Raw genomic sequence first — 21,762 nt, forward strand, 5'->3', positions numbered from 1 at the left:
TTATTGACTATCAGAGGATTGTGCAAAGCAGGAGGGTAAATTGAAGAAGATGAACTGAGCTCAGTTCATCTTCTTAGCTAGATAATAAATGGCGAGGTTACAAAACGTGAAATTATAAATTTACGATACTTTTCAAGTTGTAATCGCTGCCATCCTTTGCGGTAAACAACTTATCTTGGGTGTCGTTGGCGCTGGACATACCCGCATGTAATAGGCTGAGCCAATGGCGCGATGCGGCAGAACGTGACTCTGGTGTTCCGACTACCATGTTTAATGACGTTCCGATTTGGATATCTTCCAGATTGGCAACGTCTCTCGCACCTATCATGCCACTGCGGTCGAAACTGAGTTCAACGTGGCAACCTAGGTCCTGTAACACTATGGCGCAAGGCGCATCTTTAGTGCCGTTAAAGGCCACAAACTGTTTTGGCTGACGTAAACCACTGTGGCTGCCGTCGGCAAAAAAGGCCAACAGGTGTTGGTAGTAAACCACATAGCTGCTCACATCTTGGTGTGAACCAGAGTTAAGTGGAAAGAGGCGGTCGAGGAATTGTTTCGCATTAGCGATCTTTTCGTGCTCGGCGACATTCACTTGCGCCACGGCTAGCACTTCTTCTGCGATGAGGCTGTTTAGATTCGGTTGGATCTGGTTGCTCTTGATAATTGATATATTCATCGCTTGTTCCTCTCACTCTTTCAATTTAAAAAAATTCAGGGTTTTGATTTAACTTTTGGCTTATCAAAGTTTGTCTTCAATTTGGTTTGTCCGCTTTGAGTGCTTAGCCACTTTTAGTGGGAGTGGTTAAGCATTTTTTGTACTGGAATGGCTTAGCTTTTTCGCATTAGCCTTTCCTTGATTGCTTGATTTGTAGTCTAGTCTTTTTTTGACTACAATTTCACAATAAAAATTTTACACTGTGAATTTTACAAAATGCGCAATGACCAGAGCTTGATGAGAAAATCACATTTCCTAGGCACAAAAATACGTAACCTACGGAAACGTAATAATTTAACTATGGAAGATTTGTCGGCACGATGCATTCGAGTCGACGCGGGAAGTGCGCCCTCTGTGTCATATTTGTCGATGATCGAACGTGGCAAGCGTGTGCCTAGTGCCGGAATGCTGGCTGTGATCGCCGCGGTTTTTCAAAAAGACGCCGAATGGTTCTTAGACGATGTGCCCGAAGAAAACGCCATTACGCCAGACAAGGGTCGACGTGGTGGCATAAGTGGTATGGCACTCGAACCCAGCTTTTTGTTTTCCAATGATATTTTACAAATAGCGATACCTGAGATGCTGTCGCAAACAGGGATCTCAGGTCGGCAGTTTGCCCATTTATTGATCCGCGCCCATCAAGAACACCATCAAAATCATTTCCCTGATCTTGAACGTGCCGCTGAAGAAGTCGGCCTCAAACGTATGCCCTTATCTCTGGACGATATGCTGGATATTGCTAAGGGAATGGGATTGAAAATCAAGTGGATAGATAGTACGCCGCAGGAAGTTATCGATGAAATGGGCGTGAGTTCGCGTCAGTTGGTCACCTCATTTATTGAGCCGCCGAGCACGATTTATGTAAATAAAATCCTCAAAAATCGCCCCAACAGACTCAAATATGATTTAGCCGTGCACATAGGTCATTGCGTGTTGCACAACAAGGATGGCCTCAAGAGTGTAATGATCTCAGGCCGCAAATTAGAAGTGGATGAAGAGGCGGGTATGCAGTCCAATACCTTGAACGCGCAGGATATCTTGCATGCGTGGCGCGATTTTGAATCGAGCTTCTTCGCCGGTGCGCTGCTGTGCCCTAAAGTGCCTTATCGCCAATTACTCGACCGCCACGGCTATGAGATTGAAGTACACAAGCAACTGCAAGTGTCAGCTTCAGTCGCCATGCGGCGCATGACTGTCGTCTCTCCTTATCCTCATTGGCATTATTTCGACGCTTACGCGCCAGGCAAACTCAAAGCCGTTTATCGTGGTAACGGTATTCCACTGCCTTGGGGCAATATGCGACTAGTGGAAGACCCTTGTCAGCATTGGGCCGTCTTTAGGATGATCAGTGAGCCGACGGTCGGTACTTCGGCACAGATTTCGATTTTAAACGTCGGCAACGAACCACGCATTTACTGCTGTGAGTCGATTAAAGTCGAAGATTCTGCGGGCAACCCGCATGTGCTCTGCGCCGGTATTGATTTGAATCCGGCGATTGAAGCCCAAGGCAAAGATGCTCTCTCAATCGCCCACGATTTGAAAGATGCCTGTGTCGCCAGTGGCGGTTCAGTCACTATTCCAAAACACATTAAAAGCGATCTGGTGAGCGTTGCAAAAATCCTCAATATCAACTGGATAGAGCGCGGGATCAAAAATGACGCCCGCCTTATTTGCTCTCGCGGCGCCGTATGCCCACGCCAACCCAGTTGCTATCAAGCAGGTAAATCACAGTGTGATGGTACTGAATAAAGTATCGCAGATGGGATTGATGTTAAGCACTCTCACTTCAGTGACTCGCCATAAACTCGTCCCTGAGGGCTCGACGGCGGCATCCATGCCGCCAACGGTCACTGCCATGAGAGTGCTTAATTTAGCCTGCATCCCTTCCTATTCATAGCAGCCTGTAATGATAATGTTGAGCATAATAAAGACGTTTAAAGTAATAGTTGTTTAAAAAATAACTACTTAACTGACTCAAATTCTTATAGCATAAAATGATAAATTGTAGGGATGTGGCCACAGTTATACTTAAAGATCAGTCAACACTTTCTTTGTATTTTGTGCACAGCGTAATCTATAAACTCTAGGGCTAACATGTTGCTTTAGCATGTTATTTATTTTTCAGATTGTTTCTTAACAAAATTTTTAGTTGGCATAATGGATATAAATCAAAGGAAAGAATTGTTAAGTAGAGCGTATGTTAGTGCGATTGCTGCTCAAATTGGTTTTAGATCAGCAATTCCTGATGTTGATGATGATAGTGTTGATTTAATTCTAAAAGGAAGAGGTTTTGCCTCTACTATTCGTAATCCTCAGCTAGAGATTCAATTAAAGTGCACAGCCTGTAATGACGGTTGCGAAGAATATTTTTCTTACAAACTTCCAATAAAAAACTACAACGATCTACGCGGGAATAATCTCTTGTGTCCTAGGCTTTTATTTGTTCTAGTTGTGCCGAATGAGACAGATGCATGGCTTTCATATGAACTTGATCACATGAAAATGAAACATTGTTGCTATTGGATTTCGCTGAGAGATTTGAAAGAAACTACCAATGGAACATCAGTTACAATTAAGATCCCAAGAGAAAATATCTTAACAGCTACTAGTATGTTTTTGTTGATGGAGTCGGCAAGTCATGAAGGTATTGCTGCATGAATATTTCTCAGTTAAAAAATATTACCCATAATATACCGCCTAAAAATTTAGAATGTTACTTACGGTCAAATGGATGGGTGCCAGATGGCGATGTTTTCGGTCAAGCTACAATTTGGCATCGAAGAGAAGAAGGTTTTTTTGACTTTGAGGTCATACAACCAACATCGATTAATATTAAGGGCTATCAACAGCGCATATTGGACGCGGTAAATTCGCTCTCAGAGTTTGAAAATAGATCTCCTTTAAAAATTATAAGAGCAATAGATAATTTTTTTTCTGATAGTGTGAAAATACGGGTTGTACATGCCGATGTAGAAGAAGGCACTATTCCTATCGATGATGGAGTTTTACTTATTGAAAAATCAAGAGACTTACTTGCAGCAACAACACTCTCTACATTTAGAAAAAAAGCACATTTTACTGGTCAACGTAACACTGATGTTCAAAATTTTATAAAGCAACTGCGCTTAGGCCAAACAGAAGTTGGTAGTTTTGTCGTTAATTTAATAGCTCCTATTGTAGAGTCTTTTGATGCCCAATTAGATCAAGATAAAATATCAATTACTAGAGCTGTCACTAATAATTTGTCTCGTAGCTTGTTAGCTTTAGAGAATGGGATAAAATCTTATCAAAATACAGAAAGCGTATTTGAATTCGAATCAATTGTGGAAAGTGGTGTAAGTGCTAATTTATGTGATGCACTAGTTGGCTTAAGTGGTACTGCCAAAACTAGGTCATTCACAATAAGTATATATCTGGCTGGAGCTGAAGCCGATATCCAAAATATGCCAAAGCAATTTAACTTCTGTTCGGAACAGGTGCCTACACTAGAGCTCGCATCAGCATTTTATAAAGGGAATTATGTTATTAAAGCCTATGAAGCATTTGGCTTAGTTAGCAGAATGACACATTTACCTGATGATGATTTCGGCGAGATTACTGTTAGATCTCTTGTTCGAGGTGTCGAAAAAAATGTGGTTATGCAATTAGCTTTAAATGACTATTGGGACGCTGTGCATGCACATGAAAGAAAAGAGTTTGTGAGTTGTAAAGGCGCACTGCATGTAACCGCAAAGTCAGCAAAGATGCTTGATTCGCATAATTTTAAAGTAGTAGGTAGTCATTCTAACTCGGAGGATGAATGTAGGCTCTAATGTATTGTGATGTTTTTTAGTTAAGTGGAATAACGGATTATCATAGATATGAAGGGCTAACGAGATTAAGCACTCGCGTGTAAGTGACCGTTGGCGGCATGGATGCCGCCGTCGAGCCTATAGGGATATATTCACGGCGAGTCACTGGAATGAGAGTGCTTAATCATTAGTTATGTCGTCACTCATGTGTTTATCGCTTTAAAAAGAACTCATCTCACAATCCCTACTCTATGATTTTTATCAATTAGCCTCGCTCATGGTCGATTTCATTCGTTATTTAATACAACAAACCGAGCAAACACACTACGGCGCTGGCGGGCAATATGGGCTGTAACCAGCGTGGCTTGTAGCTGAGTAAAATTACTAGGATTATTGAACTTAAACACACCCAGCCGAGCAGTAATACGCTTGCGTACGCGGGGCCGTAATGACGACTGGCAAGCCAATAGCACAGGACGAGCGTTGCAGTACCAGTGGTGCGAAATCCGCGTGCCTGTGCATCGGTTAACGGGCGGTTACGCACGGCGCGGTGGTGGCTAAAATAAGATAAGGCCAACAGCCCCATGGCGATAAAACAGGTTAACAATTCGCCTGTGGCTGTCATGATTCAACTCCTAATTCTGTCGTCGCTTTGGTTACCCTTGTAGCCAGCACTTTTTTAGGGCTACGCAAGCGTTTGGCTGCCATGTAAAACAGCGCTGCAAGTGCGAGCATCATGAGATCAAATCCTGCGAGAACATAGGCTTGGCGCTGTAGATTGCTTATCAGCTGATACTGCGAAGTCATGGCGTTGAGCAGAGGTAGCAGGCCATAAAGCAAGGATGTGAGTAAAAAGAGTCGTTGCCATGTTTGTTTATCTCGTTTGAAGCAAGCGAGCAGTGCGACTAACGCCCAACTGATAAAGAAACAATGGATTTCCCAGTTTTCTCTATCTGCAAAGGTGACGGGTAAGAGTCGATTGGCATAAAAATAACAGGCTAGCGCAATGGGCAGGCCACCAAAGGTGGCGAGATTCAACATGTTCACTAGCGTGAGCCCGCTATGATTCTTATCTTTTTTAAGCTGCTTTTGTGCCAGCTTATCGGCCCACATAATCGCGCCGCTGGCGATCATCACGCAGCCCGTTAATCCCGCCAGTAAATACAGTAAACGTAGGCCTTGGCCAGCAAAGCGACCACTGTGCAGGGCTATCATGGCACTTTGGGTTTGATTTGCTCCCGAAGTCACAGCCGACTGCGCCAACACTGCACCTGTCACAGTAGACAAGTGATACCAAGGCGCTTGCTGATTTAAGCTGTGCTCAGGGGCGATTTTGACTGTTACGCTGGCATTGCTGTCGTTGAGATTATCAAACTGCAAGCCTTCAAGTGGCGACTCACCCACGACACTGTGAATCGCACTGAGTAAACTCTGACTATCGAGCATAGTGGCTGGCGTGCCAGTGGCGGCGGGAGTTTGGTAAATGGGTTTCCATTGCGAATAAAAGGCTTGAGTTTCATCACCATATTGCGTGTTAAGTCCCCATGGCATATACATAAACATCAAAGTCACTAGGCCGGTGTAAGTGATCATAAGATGAAAGGGCAATGCGAGAACTGAGCTGGCGACATGGGCATCTAACCAAGAGCGCGGGCCTTTTCCGGGGCGAAAACTAAAGAAATCCTTAAAAATACGTTTGTGGATCACTATCCCGCTGATGATGGCGACCAGCATGAACATAGTGCAAAAGCCGACAATCCAACGCGCCGTGAGCACACTCATGTAGTACAAGTCGAAATGTAGTCGATAGAGAAAGTCGCCCCCTCGGCTTTCCCGTGCTTTAGGTAAGGCTTCACCTGTCGCAGGGTTAATAAAGCCTTGATGATAATCACCAAATCGCTGGCCTTCAGCGGCGGGATCGCTCCATGCATAGGTCAGTAATGGCACCCGTTGTGTTGGTAAGTAAATCCACCATGACTCAGCGTCAGGCGCTTGTTGTGCCAAGGACGTGAGGCCCTTGAGTATCAATTGTTGATTATCCGCATTGGCATCATATTGGCTGCTGTGGTTTTCGGGTTGCATCCACAGGTTGATTTCAGCACGGTAATAGGCCGCTGTTCCGGCGAAAAAAACCAGAAACAACACCCAGCAGGTGAGCAATCCAACCCAAGTGTGTAGCCAAGTCATTGAACGAAAAAAGGAGTCTTTCATAATCCACTCCCTTGAGCGCTTGTTGCATCAAACGCTTTAGCGGCGAGGTAAGCTAAATACAGCAGACCGCTAAGCGCGAATAAATCCAGCCAGTATCGCCATGTTGATTTAACGCTGAACACCCAAATCACGGCGCAGGTGTACACAGTAAATGACAGCATCATGGCGGTTAACACCCGATCAACCTGAGATAACGGCAGGATTTGCGCGAATAAAATAGTCGCTACTGCACTTAACAAATAGCCGCCAAAGGTTGCTGCGAGGCAGCGATTGCCTATGTTCAGGCTATCGCTCCAGATGGCTGACGTTTTCCAGCGCATCAGTCTTTGTGTTAACGGTGGAGTCATGTTGGTTTTTTCAGTCATGATGGTGTGCCACTTCTGCTGAATTTGTCTTGTGGGTGCGGGATAGCACAGAGATTAACAGGGCGGGTAAAAAGGTTAAGCTGAGTAGCGTTGCCACGATAATGCCTGCCAATACCACTATGCCAACGCCGCGGTAGAGTTCGCTGCCAGCACCGGGGAATAACACCAACGGCAATAAGCCAAACAAGGTCGTCGCGGTAGACATTAGAATTGGTCGTAATCGACTGGCGACGGCAGATTTTACGGCATCAACGACACCAAACTGACCTGATTGCAGGTTTTTACGGCTCTGTTCTACGATCAAAATAGGGTTGTTAACGACTGTGCCGAGTAGGATTAGAAATCCAAGCATAGTAATCATATCAAAGGGTTGGTGCCAACCTTGGCCGCCAAGATACGCAAATAAGCTGCCAATAGAATTAAGCGCTTGTAAGCCGACTAAACCGCCCGCAAGTCCGAGCGGGATAGTGATCAGCACAAATAACGGATAACCCCAGTGATTAAAAATCGCGACTAATAACAAGTAGATGATCAACACGGCGACCAGAAAATTGCTGGAGAGTGCCGCTTTCGTCGCTTCGAGCTGATCGGCTGCGCCCGAAATATCCAAACTGACATCTTTGCCGACAGCACCCTGTTGATAGAGGATGGGGACTAATTCTTCCCGCACCTTAGCCACAGCGGTTTCTAACGCAATGGAACGCGGCGGAATAATGTAAAGAGTCACGGTTCTGCGGCCATCGACGCGGCGTAAACTGTCGCTATCCATTTGCTCACTAATGTCGGCCAAGGCTTGCAGTGGCAGTACATTACCCTTAGGCGTGACTATCGGCGCGAGTGCCAATTGCGACAGACTCTGTTGATTGCCTGCCAGACTAAATAGAAAGATATCCACCTTGTTATCATTGAGGAAAAACTCGTCGACATAGGCGCCATCGCTCAGTGCCGAAACCGCATAGCCAAACTCGCTGCCGCTGAAATCTTGTTCTACAAGACGTTGCCAGCGAGGGGAGATCTGCCACAGCGGTTGGTCTAGCGACAAGGTCGATGGGTCAGAATACAGCTGCGGCTCGGCAAATACTTTTTCCGCCGCTTGATACGCCGCTTCGGCAGCGCGATAGAGACTGGCTTGATTTGGGCCAGAAATGTCCAAGGCGACAGCGCGGGTGCCACCATCGTTGCTGGAAATAATCGACCCCCGCGATGAATAGGCGCGCATGCCCGGATATTGCTCAAACAAGGCGGTGAGTGAGCTCATCATGGCATCCATATCTTGGCTGCGAATGGGTTCGCTCATCACCCAAATACTGCCGACACCCACGCTGAGGGTATAGTATTTTAGCGGCGGGATCTTTTGCTCACCACGTTCAAAGGATGCCGCCTCGGCATTGACTCTTGCGGATAGCTGAGTCGTTAATTCTTCAGCAATTTTAGCCATTTCCGATAGGTTGTAACCCGGCGGCGCGACCATAGAAGTAAAGGCTTTTGGTTCTTCGCCTTCGGGTAAATATTCGGCCGGAGGCATCAGCCAAGCCGCAAGCCCGATCGTCGAGACGAGTGACAGCACAATCACAAAGGCGCGGCGTCTTGCCGACAGTACAAGTTGGCTGACTAAGCTCAATATGCGTGATGCTTTGGGCGGCTCACTTTGGTTTGTCTGCGCCGAGTGCATCTTACCGAAACCAAAACGGGCAATAGCGGCGGGTACGATGAACACCGCGACCAGCATAGAAGCGATAATGGATGAAGCGATGGCAATCGCGATATCCGAGTACAGTTGCCCCGCTTCTTGTTTGATAAATAGAATGGGTACAAACACTAGCACTGTGGTGAGCGTCGAGGCTAATACTGCGGGCCAGACATCGTAGATACCACTTATGGCTGCTTCGAGATGCTCTAATCCGCGTCTGCGCGCTTGTTCAATGCTTTCGAGCACCACAATGCTGTTATCGACCGTCATGCCGATGGCAAAGGCAACACCCGCCAATGAAATGACATTAATGGTGCGATCAAACACCAGCAGCCCGACGAAGGCGGCTAAGGTACACAGCGGAATACCGATAACACCAATCAGGGTGGCTCGATTCGAGCGCAAGAAGAGGTACATGACCAAGGTTGCCAGCAATGCACCTATGCCCAAATTAACCCACACATTTGCAACCGAATCTTGCACATAGCGCACATCATCACTGAATAACTCTAACTGCATGGCGTGCTGGGCGAGTTGATTTTGATTGATCTGCGCTATCACGGGCATCATGGCATCTTTGATGGCGATAACGTTAGAACCGACATCCCGTTTGACCGCTAAGCTGAGGGTACGTTCTTGTTCGGCAAAGGACAGTTCTCGGATCTCGGCGTGGTCGAGTTTTATCTCGGCAACGTCTTGCAGCAGAATATTCGTATTACCTTGGCGTTTTAAAATCAGTTGCTTAAGTTGATTTAAATCCTCAAAACGGCCAATTACCCGCAGTAAATAACGTTTTTTACCACTGTCGATATCGCCCGCAGAAGTGTCTTTGTTGCGATCTCGAATGGCTTGGCGCACGTCCATAATGCTGATGCCGCGTTGGGCGAGTTTGGCGGGATCGAGCCGTATTTGAATTTGCCGTTCAGCGCCGCCTTGAATAGTGACGGAGGAAACGCCTTTGACGCGCTCCATTTGTGGGCGAATGAAATCGTTAGCAAAATCGCGCATCATGTCTATATCTAGATTCAGCGGGTTCCCCGCGACAGGCACGAGGCGGAAATACATGAAAGCGTTGTCTGAATATGAACTGCTGTAAAGCCTTGGTTGATCGACGTTTTCAGGGTAGGACGATACTTGGCTGAGCGCATTGCTAACACGAATAAGCGCATCGCTTATCTCTGTGCTTTGGGGGAATTCGAGTTCTATCCATGCCGAGCCCGTATCGGCCCAAGAGGTCATGCGTTGTAAGTTGGGCAGGGTGCGCAGGTAGCGTTCCTGCTCAAGCAGAATTTCTTTTTCGACGTCTTGCGGTGTCGCTCCCGGCCAACCTGTGGCCACGCTGATGGTGCGCACATCTAAGTCGGGGATCATTTGGATTGGGATACGCAGTGCTGCAGCCGTGCCCAATACGCAAAATATCAAGACGATGACCGACAGTAAGGTGCCATGTTTAATTCCAAACTTCAGCATCCCACTAACCTCCTACTGCAGAGTTGAGTACAGAGACTGGCTGTTGGTCTTGTAGGCTTTCGTTACCGCGGATCACTACGGGCGCGTCTTTAGGTAATGGGCTAAGGATTTCAATCCCGATGGCGCTCGTGTGGCCCACTTGAACGGTATGCCGTTGGGCTATGTTGTTTTGCACGGTAAAGACACTGAACTGGCCGTCCGGGTGACGGACTAGCGCATCTTGCGGCACGACAACACTGTGTTGCGCCCGCTGTAAGTGGAAGGTGGCGGTGGCCGATGTGCCGGGCATCAAAAGTCCACTCGCATCAGGAATGGTTAAGCGCACCAAGAAGCTGCGAGCATTGTGGTCGCTCACGGGGACGAGTGCATTCACATGGCCGATAAACTGCTGTTCAGGCAGCATATCTGCGGCAATATCGACTTGAGTTGCAGTGGCTATGTTTTGGAACATTTCCTGTGGGACTTGAATATCGAGCCAGAGCTGTTCTTGGGACACTAAAGTGAAGATTTCAGTGCCGACATTGACCCATTCCCCAGTTTCAGTTTGTTTGCTTGCAATCACTCCCGCAAACGGCGCGATCAGTTGGTGGCGGGCGACCACCTCTTTTTGGTGTGCTAATGCTGCCGTTAAACTCTGCAGATTAGCTTCGGCTTCGGTTAACGCCGCTTGGCGAATCGCGCGCTCAGTTTCGGGGAATAATTGCTGAGAACTGAGTGTTTGCGCTTCGGTGAGGAGTCGCTGTTTTTCTAGCAGCATGGTCTTAGCGGCCATTACATCGGCCTGACGCTGTGCTAATTGGTGTATGGCTAAGGTGTCATCGAGTGCGAGTAGAGGCTGGCCAGCGCGGACTTGCGAGCCCGCATCGACCAGTACTTTGGCAACTAAGCCATCGGTACGTGCAGATAAGCGGGCTACCCGTGCGGATTTAATGGAGCCACTGAGTGGCAAAAGTTCATTGGTACTGCCTGTTTGGGGCAAGGCGACTGTTACAGGTGCTGTGCTTGCGTGGACTGCAGAACACAGCATGTATAAACCTATCATTAAATAACGCACGTTAACTCCATCTCACTATTAAGATTATTACTGAGTGATAAAACTCGTGGTGGTGATGTGTAAAACGCTATCAACCTCGTTGCCTGCGAGTGTTTGTTTACCTTCAGTGGTGTGATTACTGACGAGTAAGTAGCGGCCCGCATCTGGGGTATCGAGGGCGAATTTACCTTGGGCATCGGTGGTGAAAGATTTACTCCAAAAACCGGGGCGATAAACTTGTACTGGATGATTCACCAGTGGTGCGCCTTTATAGCTAAGCACAAACTCGGGAACGCCTGACTTTACTGGCGTAAATTCAAAATCTTGCAGCGCTTTTGTGTGTTCTTGTCCAGTGCGTGCATAGAGTATTGCGGCCTGTAGTCCGGTCTCAGTTTTCCATGGTTGCCACGCAGTATCGGCATAGAAACTGATGTCACTCTTGCTATCTTGGGTTTTGACCAGTAGATGATCGGCCTGCGCTGTGGCGGTTAACGGTGTCTTGGCATTGGCGGCGAAAATACGCGCCGCGCTTAACGATGCTAACTCTTCTGCCGAAGCTTGCTCTGAACCCGGTTCGCCAAATTGCACTTTAACCGAACCATCGTTATTACGCTCAAGCCATACTTCATGTGCTTGAGCCGAAAAAGCGATACCGCCGAGTAAAGTGAGTATTGCAAGTGCTTGTTTCATTTGATCATCCTTAATGTTATTTCGGTTTGGGGCTATGTTTTAGAGCGTCCAACGTAGTGATAGTGTGGCATTACGTGGCTCGCCAAAGTCGGCGTAACCCCAGAGTGAACGGTTGTAGTTCTTGTCGAAAATATTGTTAATGTTCAATTGCATAGAAATAGAAGGTGTTATTTGGTAGCCAAACATTAAGTCAACGAGTGAGTAGGCTGATTGTGTTTGGCGGTAAGCCACATTCGGCGCGCCATCGACACCCCAAATAGTGCCTTGATAGAAGGTGCTGCTCTGCCAGCGCCAGCTCGCACCTGCAGTAATGCCCGGCAGAATATCTTCAAAGTTATATTTAGTGGTGAGTTTGAAGATATCTTCGGGCAGATAAGTTTGACGACGTAGGCCATCTTTATCTTCTGCATTGTTGTGGGTATAACCACCGCTGATATCCCATAAGTCGGTAAGACGTCCGGCAATTTCTAACTCATAGCCTTTGGTGGTAATCCCATCCACACTTTCGTAGATAGAGTCACCGGAAGGTAGCTGACCTTTACCTGCATACTCGGGTTCGTTGTCTTTATTGGTTTCGTAGATGGCGGCTGACATGTTTAGCGTGTCATCGAACAGCGCGACCTTGACGCCGCCTTCGACGTTTGTGCCTTCTGCAGGTTCGAGCAGTTGGCCATCTTCACCAAAATAGGTGCCAGGTTTGAAGATTTCAGTACGGCTAGCGTAGACAGAGATCTGCTCGGTCACATCGTAGACTAGGCCGTAGTAGGGGATGAAAATACCGGTTTTTTCCATGGTCGCATCTGTGCTGTTACCCACGAGATCATGCTTTTCATAGGACCAGTTACTTACGCGTCCACCGACCATTAATTTCAGTGAATCCAACAGATTGACACGGACAGTGCCGTAAACACCCGATTGGCTTTGCTCATTGGTTTGGCCATTGGTGGGTGAATTAGGAATATTAGGCTTGGGGTAATTGCCCTGATCCGCAACGTTATAGCGACGTTGGGGGGCGGAGTTCGTGTTGATGTTATCGAACTCGTTGTCACCATAGTTAAAACCGATCACAGCGCTATGTTCACGGCCGAGTAAGTCGAAGTTACCCGTTGCATACAGGTTGAAACTGTTGGTATCGGATTCGCGATCATGTTGGGCGGCATAGGTATCGCCCCAAGGGCCAACAAATTCGCCGGTTGATTTGACGATATAATCGCCTGGGTAAAAGGCCAATGCGTCTATGGTGGCGTTAGCAATACGATAGGCACTGACGAGTGACCAGTCGTTATCGAATCTATGTTTAAATTCGGCCATGAGACTCTTTTGGGTCACGTCCCAATGGGTCCAGTCCTGTGAGCTAGAGTAGTTGCGGCCAAAATCGACAGCTGTGCCATCGGTATAAAATGCGGGATTAGAGTTCCAGTTATACACACCGTCGGTTTGTGATTTTTGATAGTCCGCAAACAGCGACAAGCTAGTATCTGTGCCGAGACTCGTTTCAACTACGCCATAGAGCACTGTGGTATCGCGCTGATAGCGATCGATAAAAGAATCGCCTTTCTTCACTGCACTTACGAATCGACCTTTCACATTGCCAGAATCCGTTAGCCAGCCAGAAACATCGGCCTCAAGTCTATAGGTATTCCATGAGCCATAACTTGCACTTGCCGTGGCACGGGTGTCATCCGTTGGACGTTTACGAATAAAATTAACCGTGGCAGAAGGTTCACCTAAACCGCTTAAAATCCCTGCCGCCCCTTTTAATACTTCAACCCGTTCGGCAATCACAGGGTCTAAACCTTGATCAATTGAGCCGCTGTAAACATGGGATGAAGAAGTCGTGATTAAGCCGTCAATTTGGACACCGCTGTCGAGTGCATAACCGCGCACGAATATCTGACTATTTTCAGAGGCATCGCCCACCATAGTGACGCCAGGAGTGTGATTTAACACTGACTCCATAGTGACCAAACCTTTGTCACTGATCATTTCTTCGGTAATCAAAGTGACGCTTTGTGGGGTTTCTTTGAGTGACATAGACAAACCCGTGGCGCTATTCATTGCCGCGCGGGTGTATGTTCCTACCACGTTCAATCTTTCTATCTGTTCTGTATCTTTTTTCTCATCTTGCTTAGGGTCAGTATTGGCTTGAACCGACAGAGTAAGTGTGCTGAGAAGTACAGGGATCAATGGCGAGCGCCAAGACGTTAAAACAGATAGGGGAGGCATGGTATTTCAATCCTTTCAGGCGATTTCAGATTAAATGATGATTGGTGATCCTGAGTGCAAATAAAGTGTTTAGGTGCAAATGAGAATCGATCGCATGATAGGTTTGTTGAAAATAAATGCAATATGCTCAATGTGTAAATTGTTTAAGCTGGGTTGTAACTTATTGGCGAATAGCTTGTCAGCGAGCTGTGATAAGCCGTCGCAGTGGGATCTGCACTTTTAGCGCATGCCTTACTATAACTCGGTTTCAGGGCATTGACTGGGAACTCAGGCTGTTGTGGTTCGAGTCAATTTAGCCAACAAAAAGGCCACAGTCGTTACTGACTGTGGCCTTTAATCTTTACAATTGAATCGAAATCCAACGGACTTGTTAAGCCTAAAAGTGTGATTTACAGCTTAGGTTTACGCCCGCACTTGGCCTGTGCCTGAGACTAAATACTTCTCAGCGGTCAAGGATTCGAGTCCCATTGGGCCATAGGCATGTAGCTTAGAGGTCGCGATGCCGATTTCTGCTCCAAGGCCGAGTTCGCTGCCGTCGGAGAAGCGCGAAGAGGCATTGACCATTACCACAGAAGCATCGACCGCACGTTGGAAGTGTGCGGCAGTGACTTCGTTTTCGGTGCAAATCACTTCGGTGTGCTGGCTACCAAAACGGGCAATATGTTGGATAGCATGGTCAAAGTGATCGACTTGGCGAATGGCAATTTCGAGATCTAAATACTCTTGGCCGAAATCGTCTTCTTCCATATACGTACAGTTTTCGAAGTAGCCACCGGCTTGAGTACAAGCGTTGATTTTAACCTTATGCTCGGCCAGCGCTTTGGCTACTTTAGGCAGGAATTGCGAGGCAATTTCTTGGTGTACTAATAGGGCTTCGAGGGCATTACATACGCCAGTGCGCTGGGTTTTACCATTGAGCAGTAAGTCCATAGCAATATCCAGATCGGCATCTTTATCGACGTATAAATGACACACGCCTTTAAAATGCTGGATCACTGGGATTTTACTGTTGTCAGTCACAAAGTTAATCAAGCCTTCACCGCCGCGGGGAATGATCACATCGATATAATCTCGTTGCTGCAGCAGTTCTAGCATGAGGGCGCGATCTGGGTCGGGCACTACTGTGATTAACGCCTCGGGCAAGCCGTATTGTTTCAATACGCTTTGCAAAATCGTGGCGATAATTTTACTGCTGTGCAGCGCCTCTTTACCACCGCGCAGGATCACGGCATTGCCGGATTTAAAGCACAGGGCACCCGCATCGGCGGTGACATTGGGACGTGCTTCATAAATCATACAAACCACGCCTAAGGGAACGCGCATCTTACTGATGGATAAACCATTAGGTCGTTGACCTATATAACGTTCGTTGCCAATCGGATCGGGCAAGGCGGCGATGGTTTCAATGCCTACCGCCATAGCTTCGATACGCTCTGGTGTTAGCGTTAATCGGTCGAGCATGGCTGGGCCGACGTTATCGGCGGTCGCTCTGTGTAAGTCGATTAAATTTGCGCTTTGGATTTCATAGGACTTTTCGCGTAATGAGCGTGCCATATCGAGGAGTACAGTATTTTTAAGCTGTTCGTCAACTTGGGCGAGGATCAGAGCCGCTTTGGCAGCTTCTTGAGATAAATTTTTGATTAAAGTCATATTTACTCCGCTTAGATGTTTACTCGAGAATGGCGATGTTTTTCTCGGAAATGATCGGTCCAGTCTTTTGCTGAAATTCACTGGCAAACTCGCGATCGTCTTGGTCCGTAATAAAGCTAAGTAAACAACTGCTGTAATTGGATTTGGCCTTGGCCAATTTAGTGCCATCGTCTTTGCGTACTAAAATGGTGTCACCGACAGAAAAGTCCCCATTGATGGCAACGACATCGTCACTGGTCAATTGCTCGCTATGGATATCAAGGGCGATATTAAAGTCATTTTCAACAATGACTTCGCCTTGAGCCTGCGAGGTATGTGTCATCCAGTGCAAGTGATCCTGCATTGGCTTCTCATCGGGGGTAAATAAGGTTCCTGGGTTTTGGCCCTTCAACAATTGGTTGAATGAGTCGGCATCAAAACCATTGATAATAAAGGTTTCGATCCCGTGGGAAATCGCCTTCTTGGCGGCTTGTATTTTAGTCCGCATTCCCCCCGTACCGACGGCACTGCTGGCGCCGCCTGCCATGGCGTAGATCTCGGCATTAATCTCGGTCACCTGCTTGATAAGCTGTGCATCGGGATATTCATGGGGGTTTTGCGTGTAAAGCCCATTCACATCAGAACAGATAATCAGCGTATCGGCATCGGCCGCCGCGGCGACCATGGCCGAGAGATTATCGTTATCGCCAACTTTGAGCTTGTCGGCGGTGACGGCATCGTTCTCGTTGATGATTGGCAGTAGCCCATGTTCGAGTAGGCTGAAAATCGTGTCTTTAATACTGATGTAACGATCTCGATTGCGTAAATCACCGTGGGTTAACAGTAGCTGTGCGGTTGGGAAATCAAATAACTTGTTCCATGTGGCCATCATATCGGCCTGGCCCGCTGCAGCCATGGCTTTCTTCACTGTGACGCTCGGTTTATCAACCTCGCCAAAGTGATGCCATCCTGCAGCGACTGAGCCCGAAGAGACCAAGACAACTTGGATCCCTTGGGCACGACAATAAGTAATAAATTGGGCAATGCCGAGTAAGTAGTGGCTGCTGCAACCTTGTTTGTGTGGAGCAATCAGGGCACTACCTACCTTAACGACAATGCGTTTCCAGGGTAAGTCAGTCATACCTGCGCGCCTCATCTGTCTTCGGCTAAAACACGGCCAGCCTTATGGAATAATTTAGTGGTTTTGGCACAGGGATCAGTATCGAGTAACGAGACTATCCAAATCACCACACTGCTCACGGCAAAGCCGGGGATCATCTCATACACCACTGTGGTTAAAGCTTTACCGTCAGCAAGTACTGGTGCATAAATCCAAAACAACACTGTAGCTGCGCCTGACACTATGCCGGCAATCGCGGCTTTGTGGGTTAGGTTAGCTTTATACAAGCTAAACAAGACTAACGGACCGAAGGCTGCACCGAATCCTGCCCATGCATTACTCACCAATGACAGCACACTGCTAGAGCGGTCAAGCGCCAGTAGACTTGCGACAATTGCCACGCCAGCTACGCCAAAGCGTCCCATTTTCACCATGTCTTTTTCGCTAGATTCTTTCTTCGAGATCACGCGATAGATATCTTCCGTTAGCGAGCTTGATGACACTAATAGTTGCGATGAAATGGTGCTCATGATCGCGGCCAGAATTGCGGCTAATAAGAAGCCACTAATGATCGGATGGAACAACAACTCAGAAAACACGATAAAGATGGTTTCAGGATCGGTCAGCTTCATGCCAAATTTATTGGCGTAAGCGATACCGACAAGACCTGTTGCCAGTGCACCCACAATGGTCACTGTCATCCAGCCCATACCTATGTGTCTGGCGGTTTTAATGTCAGCGACTGAACGAATAGCCATAAAGCGCACAATAATATGCGGTTGGCCAAAGTAACCGAGTCCCCAAGATAAGCTTGAGATAAGCCCTAACATAGTGACGTTTTGCATGGCATCGGTGAAGTGTGGAATCGATTGATACGCAAAGTTCAGCATAGTGTCAGCGCTGGTAAACTCTTGATATGCCACCACGGGCACTAAGATTAAAGCGACAAACATGATACAGCCTTGGACAAAGTCAGTGAGGCTCACTGCTAAGAATCCGCCCAACAAGGTATAAGAAACCACTACGCCGAGGGTGACGACTAAACCTATGTCGTAGTTCAGGCCGAATGCTGACTCAAATAACTTACCGCCAGCCACTAAACCCGCTGAGGTATACAAGGTAAAGAAGATCACAATGATCACGGCCGAGATAATTCGGATACTGCTGTTGGCATTGCCGAAGCGTTTAGCAAAAAACTCTGGGATAGTAAGGGCGTTATCCGCGACTTCGGTATAGACCCTTAATTTGGGTGCAACGACCAAGTAATTAATTAGAGCACCAATTAATAGTCCAAGTGCGATGTAAATGGTTTCGAAACCAACCAAAAACATTGCGCCGGGAAGACCCATTAGCATCCAGCCACTCATGTCAGATGCACCCGCTGAGAGTGCGGTGACCTGTGGGCTCACCTTGCGGCCGCCCAAAATATAGCCGGATACATCGCTGGTGGATTTTTTATAGGCGAATAAGCCAATAGCAAGCATGGCGATAAAGTAAATCGCTAAGGAAACGTAAGCCAGGTAATTCATGGATTATTTGTCTCCTAACGCTTTGTTATTTTGAATAATACTCGGTTTCAAAATGACAAAGAGATAGGTGCTTAATATTGCGCATAAACACATAAACTGCATTGTTTCCTTGGCGTGTAATCGGGTAAAGCTTGCTACTTGCGAGATAAGATTTTCCTCTGGTGGGTTCTCCGTAGACATAATTGCTCCTTGGTTGATAATTGAATTTATATCACCAATATAGTTAGTGATCTAATTATATTAAGGCATTTTATCGGCCAAATATCAAGCTTCTATTGGATTTAAATGGTTGTGGCGGCGGTACGAGAGTAGCTTTTGGGGCGGAAAATAGTTTGAGAACTGACTATTTTGCTGAGGTGTTTTTCTGCTCGGCGATACTGTGGGCAGTGCGTTCGAAGGTTAATGTGATGCGTTCAAACATCCCTGTAATCAGAGTGAATTGTTCGTGGGGTAACGGGCATTGCGCCAGCGCTTGTAATAAGGCCTCGCTGCTGATGTTAAACTCTTCTGCGACTTGGCCGTGGGCGCAGGCGATAAATGCCTGACCTAAATTGTGTTGCCAGAGGTTGAGTGCATTTTCTAAGCCTAAGCCTAAGTCTGAGTGCGTATCTGAAATCCCCTGCAACATGCGCCGCATTCGAATCGACACATGGCCTAGATTAAGTGCAGTGAACACCAGATCGGTAAATACCCTCGAACTCTTGCCCGAGCCTTTTTCGTAACTGGCTATCCGCAGCAGTCGATCGCCCATGCGGGCGTTAAACCAAGGCTCAGGATCGCTATGCTGCGCGATATGCACTAGATCTTTTTGGATAGATTGCAGCAGACGATATTGCATCAAACGCTGGCTAGGTTCGGTAATCAATTTAAACAACCAATACAGCACAGTAACGCCAACAAAAATCGCTAAGGCATTGCTGACAGTGTTTTCTATCGCAAATGAAATGGTGTTGCTGGGCTGCACTAACACCGCAAACGGCACGCAAATGCCGAGCCCATAGGGCAAGGTCGGTCGATTCGCCAAGGCGAGTAAGCCAATAAAAAACGGCCCAGCGAGCACTAAAACGAGGATTTCAAAATCGCCGCTACTCTGTGCTAGTAAAGGTAAAGCGTAAAACACTGTGAGGGGCACAGCGATAGTGATGCCGACAAGAATGCGGCGCAAAATCGTGGTTAACATCGGCAGTGGCTGGCGCGCCATCATCATGGAAAAGACCACAGGCATCAGGATCATCATGAGTACCGCACTCGATCCTGTGCCGATCCACAGCGAAGCCCCAATGACAAATACCGCCATGCTGCGTAGACCGGTCGTAAACCCTATCAGTGGATCTCGGTGAAATTCCATTGGCGGCGCGTTGAGTTGTACCGCAGAATTGCTTGTCAGTACGTTATAACTCTTGAGCACCATGATCAGATCGGCGCTTAACTCCATCGCAATTTTGAGTAAGCGAGTCTCTAATGGGGTTCGGTCGCGGTATTGCATCAGGTTTTGTTGGAGTTGATACCTTAAAGTACGCGCCATTTTGTAGCATTCTTGGTCATCAGTGGATTGCGCCATCAGGGTAAAACTGCTGCGCATATTGGCTAAGGTTTTCGCGAGCGGTTCGCTGACCAGATGGGAATGATTACGTTGTAGTCGGCCAAATATTTGGATTGCCGCCAACAGCGAAAGGGTTTTATTGCAGAGAAAGTTCGCCGCATGGCTCTGCCCGCGACCTTCGGGACCTTCATAAATCACCGCGCTGGAGTCGTCACTCAGCGCCGATACTGATTCCATAATAGTGTCGATATGTTCATGGCGGCTCGCATGTACGCCCTGTAAATCTAGTTCTAATGCAAGATAGTTAAGTGTTTGATTAATTGTGTTTTTAGCATGCAGTTGCAGACCATGTTTTACCTTAGTCGGCCAAAGTAGCGAACTGACCAAGACGGCACAAATTGCGCCGACGATAATTTCGCTGATCCTCGCCTGCGCCACATCGAATATTTTTGCACTATCGGCTGTGCTCGGGCTCGCCATCACAATGAGCACTATCAAGCAGGCTGTCATGCCCGCCATAGCAAAGGCATAGACAAAGTTTTGCTGACGCACCATGGCCGACAACCCAGAATTTAGTCCTATCCAGCAGGCGAGTAATCCTAAGGCGAGTTCGGGATAGGGCGTAAACCCGTTGAGTATGGCAATCCCCGCGAGCGCGCCGACTAAGGTGCCGCCGATTTGGCATAAGCCCTTTTCTATCACGAGTCCACTTTCGGGGCGAATTTGCAAAAATACCGCCGACACCAGCGCCCAATATGGCCGTTCTAAATTTAAGAACATGGCCACATATAAGGCGAGCGCCATCGAGATCACGCCTTTAATCGCGAAGATGAGGGTTCGTCGGTCAGGAAAAAATAAACTCTTAAGTAACAGCGCCATAATGACTATTTGTCAGTCTGTAGCTGGATGGAAACTGTCATGCCGACGCTCAGCTCTATGTCCTTAGGAATGCTGTCTAGCTGGATATCGACCGGAATACGTTGTGACAATCTCACCCAATTAAAGGTTTGGCCGATTTGCGGTAATAACTGCCCATTAGCGGTGACATTGGTATTGGCGATTGCCTTGCCTATGCTGGTCACTTTGCCGTGCAAGACATGGCCGCCACTCATCAGGCTGACATCGGCGTTTTGACCTATGTGAACCAAGGGGATTTTGGTTTCTTCAAAATAGCCTGTGATATAGAGAGAATCTTGTTTGACCAGCGAAAATACTGAGTTGCCTTTGCTGACATAGTTGCCATTACGCAGGCTTAAATTGATCAGTGTGCCGTTTTCGGGAGCGTGAATTTGCGTTCGCGCTAAGTCAATTTTGGCGGTATTCAATTGCGCCTGTGCGAGCTCATAACTGGTTCTTGCCAGTTCGGTATTGATAAAGGCTTCGTCGAAGGTTTCTTTGCTGACCAAGTTGTCATTGGTCAAACCGATACGGCGTTTGTACTTATGCTTTGCCAGTTCCCATGCCAATTTTTGGCTTTCCGCTTTGGCATTCAATTCGGCAATGGTGGCTTTGTAGCGGGTATCGTCCACTGTGAACAATACATCACCTTTATTAACGACTTGATTGTCTTTTACATTCAGTTGGTTTACCCAACCGGATACATCTGGCGCTATGGTAATGATTTCGGCGCGAACTCGGCCGTCGCGGGTCCAAGGAGAATAAAGGTAGTGCGACCATATCCAATGTCCGGCGATACCTGCAATCGCGACCACAATAAGGGTGAGGCTGATACGAAAGATTTTTCCCATGA

At 47.4% G+C, this 21,762-nt stretch carries 18 protein-coding genes; 3 read left to right on the top strand and 15 right to left on the bottom strand.

The features are described 5' to 3' along the window. Positions 1 to 112: 112 nt before the first annotated feature. A complete protein-coding gene (locus HGO26_RS15060; protein ID WP_168826156.1) occupies positions 113 to 676 on the bottom strand; it encodes an aldolase/citrate lyase/malate synthase family protein in 564 nt (187 codons plus the stop codon). Positions 677 to 931: 255 nt separating this feature from the next. On the opposite strand from HGO26_RS15060, the gene HGO26_RS15065 reads away from it, so the two are divergent. Next, a complete protein-coding gene (locus HGO26_RS15065) occupies positions 932 to 2,464 on the top strand; it encodes a DUF3612 domain-containing protein (RefSeq protein ID WP_168826158.1) in 1,533 nt (510 codons plus the stop codon). Here HGO26_RS15065 and HGO26_RS15070 read toward each other — a convergent pair. Continuing rightward, entirely contained in the window at positions 2,441 to 2,596 is a 156-nt protein-coding gene (locus HGO26_RS15070; protein WP_168826160.1) for a hypothetical protein, read from the bottom strand. The two genes, HGO26_RS15065 and HGO26_RS15070, sit on opposite strands and share 24 nt — an antisense overlap. A gap of 276 nt (positions 2,597 to 2,872) precedes the next feature. On the opposite strand from HGO26_RS15070, the gene HGO26_RS15075 reads away from it, so the two are divergent. Both HGO26_RS15075 and HGO26_RS15080 read left to right on the top strand, forming a co-directional pair. Continuing rightward, complete coding sequence (locus HGO26_RS15075; protein ID WP_168826162.1) at positions 2,873 to 3,373, top strand: DUF4365 domain-containing protein; 501 nt, start codon at positions 2,873 to 2,875, stop codon at positions 3,371 to 3,373. Next, positions 3,370 to 4,527, top strand: a complete 1,158-nt coding sequence (locus HGO26_RS15080; RefSeq protein WP_168826164.1) for a hypothetical protein — start codon at positions 3,370 to 3,372, stop codon at positions 4,525 to 4,527. The genes HGO26_RS15075 and HGO26_RS15080 overlap by 4 nt, the downstream gene beginning before the upstream one ends. A gap of 277 nt (positions 4,528 to 4,804) precedes the next feature. Here HGO26_RS15080 and HGO26_RS15085 read toward each other — a convergent pair whose 3' ends face one another. The 13 genes from HGO26_RS15085 to HGO26_RS15145 form a co-directional block, all read right to left on the bottom strand. After that, positions 4,805 to 5,131 (bottom strand): DUF3325 domain-containing protein, encoded by a 327-nt coding sequence (locus HGO26_RS15085; RefSeq protein WP_168826165.1) that lies wholly within the window; start codon positions 5,129 to 5,131, stop codon positions 4,805 to 4,807. Further along, complete coding sequence (locus HGO26_RS15090) at positions 5,128 to 6,717, bottom strand: PepSY-associated TM helix domain-containing protein (protein ID WP_168826167.1); 1,590 nt, start codon at positions 6,715 to 6,717, stop codon at positions 5,128 to 5,130. Before HGO26_RS15090 ends, HGO26_RS15085 begins: the two co-directional genes overlap by 4 nt. After that, the gene (locus tag HGO26_RS15095; RefSeq protein ID WP_168826169.1) at positions 6,714 to 7,082 is read right to left on the bottom strand and encodes a hypothetical protein; all 369 of its coding nucleotides are present in this window, start codon (positions 7,080 to 7,082) and stop codon (positions 6,714 to 6,716) included. Before HGO26_RS15095 ends, HGO26_RS15090 begins: the two co-directional genes overlap by 4 nt. Continuing rightward, entirely contained in the window at positions 7,075 to 10,242 is a 3,168-nt protein-coding gene (locus HGO26_RS15100; RefSeq protein ID WP_168826171.1) for an efflux RND transporter permease subunit, read from the bottom strand. The genes HGO26_RS15095 and HGO26_RS15100 overlap by 8 nt, the downstream gene beginning before the upstream one ends. A 4-nt stretch (positions 10,243 to 10,246) precedes the next feature. Continuing rightward, positions 10,247 to 11,296, bottom strand: a complete 1,050-nt coding sequence (locus HGO26_RS15105; protein ID WP_168826173.1) for an efflux RND transporter periplasmic adaptor subunit — start codon at positions 11,294 to 11,296, stop codon at positions 10,247 to 10,249. 27 nt (positions 11,297 to 11,323) lie between these two features. Then, positions 11,324 to 11,965, bottom strand: a complete 642-nt coding sequence (locus HGO26_RS15110; RefSeq protein ID WP_113940190.1) for a nickel transporter — start codon at positions 11,963 to 11,965, stop codon at positions 11,324 to 11,326. Between the two features lie 39 nt (positions 11,966 to 12,004). Further along, positions 12,005 to 14,191: a TonB-dependent siderophore receptor gene (locus HGO26_RS15115; RefSeq protein ID WP_168826175.1), complete on the bottom strand. Its 2,187-nt coding sequence runs from the start codon at positions 14,189 to 14,191 to the stop codon at positions 12,005 to 12,007. Positions 14,192 to 14,593: 402 nt separating this feature from the next. Next, the gene (locus HGO26_RS15120) at positions 14,594 to 15,841 is read right to left on the bottom strand and encodes a glutamate-5-semialdehyde dehydrogenase (protein WP_168826177.1); all 1,248 of its coding nucleotides are present in this window, start codon (positions 15,839 to 15,841) and stop codon (positions 14,594 to 14,596) included. Between the two features lie 19 nt (positions 15,842 to 15,860). Beyond that, on the bottom strand, positions 15,861 to 16,961 hold the full coding sequence (gene proB / locus HGO26_RS15125) for a glutamate 5-kinase (RefSeq protein ID WP_105250714.1): 1,101 nt from the start codon (positions 16,959 to 16,961) through the stop codon (positions 15,861 to 15,863). Positions 16,962 to 16,972: 11 nt separating this feature from the next. After that, positions 16,973 to 18,469 (bottom strand): sodium/proline symporter PutP, encoded by a 1,497-nt coding sequence (putP, locus tag HGO26_RS15130; RefSeq protein WP_168826179.1) that lies wholly within the window; start codon positions 18,467 to 18,469, stop codon positions 16,973 to 16,975. Between the two features lie 3 nt (positions 18,470 to 18,472). Further along, on the bottom strand, positions 18,473 to 18,649 hold the full coding sequence (locus HGO26_RS15135) for a hypothetical protein (protein ID WP_168826181.1): 177 nt from the start codon (positions 18,647 to 18,649) through the stop codon (positions 18,473 to 18,475). Between the two features lie 163 nt (positions 18,650 to 18,812). Continuing rightward, complete coding sequence (locus HGO26_RS15140) at positions 18,813 to 20,891, bottom strand: FUSC family protein (RefSeq protein WP_168826183.1); 2,079 nt, start codon at positions 20,889 to 20,891, stop codon at positions 18,813 to 18,815. A gap of 5 nt (positions 20,892 to 20,896) precedes the next feature. Further along, positions 20,897 to 21,760, bottom strand: a complete 864-nt coding sequence (locus HGO26_RS15145) for an efflux RND transporter periplasmic adaptor subunit (protein WP_168826185.1) — start codon at positions 21,758 to 21,760, stop codon at positions 20,897 to 20,899. Between the last annotated feature and the right edge of the window lie 2 nt (positions 21,761 to 21,762).

It is taken from the genome of Shewanella oncorhynchi (assembly GCF_012584455.1).
Classification (GTDB): domain Bacteria; phylum Pseudomonadota; class Gammaproteobacteria; order Enterobacterales; family Shewanellaceae; genus Shewanella; species Shewanella oncorhynchi.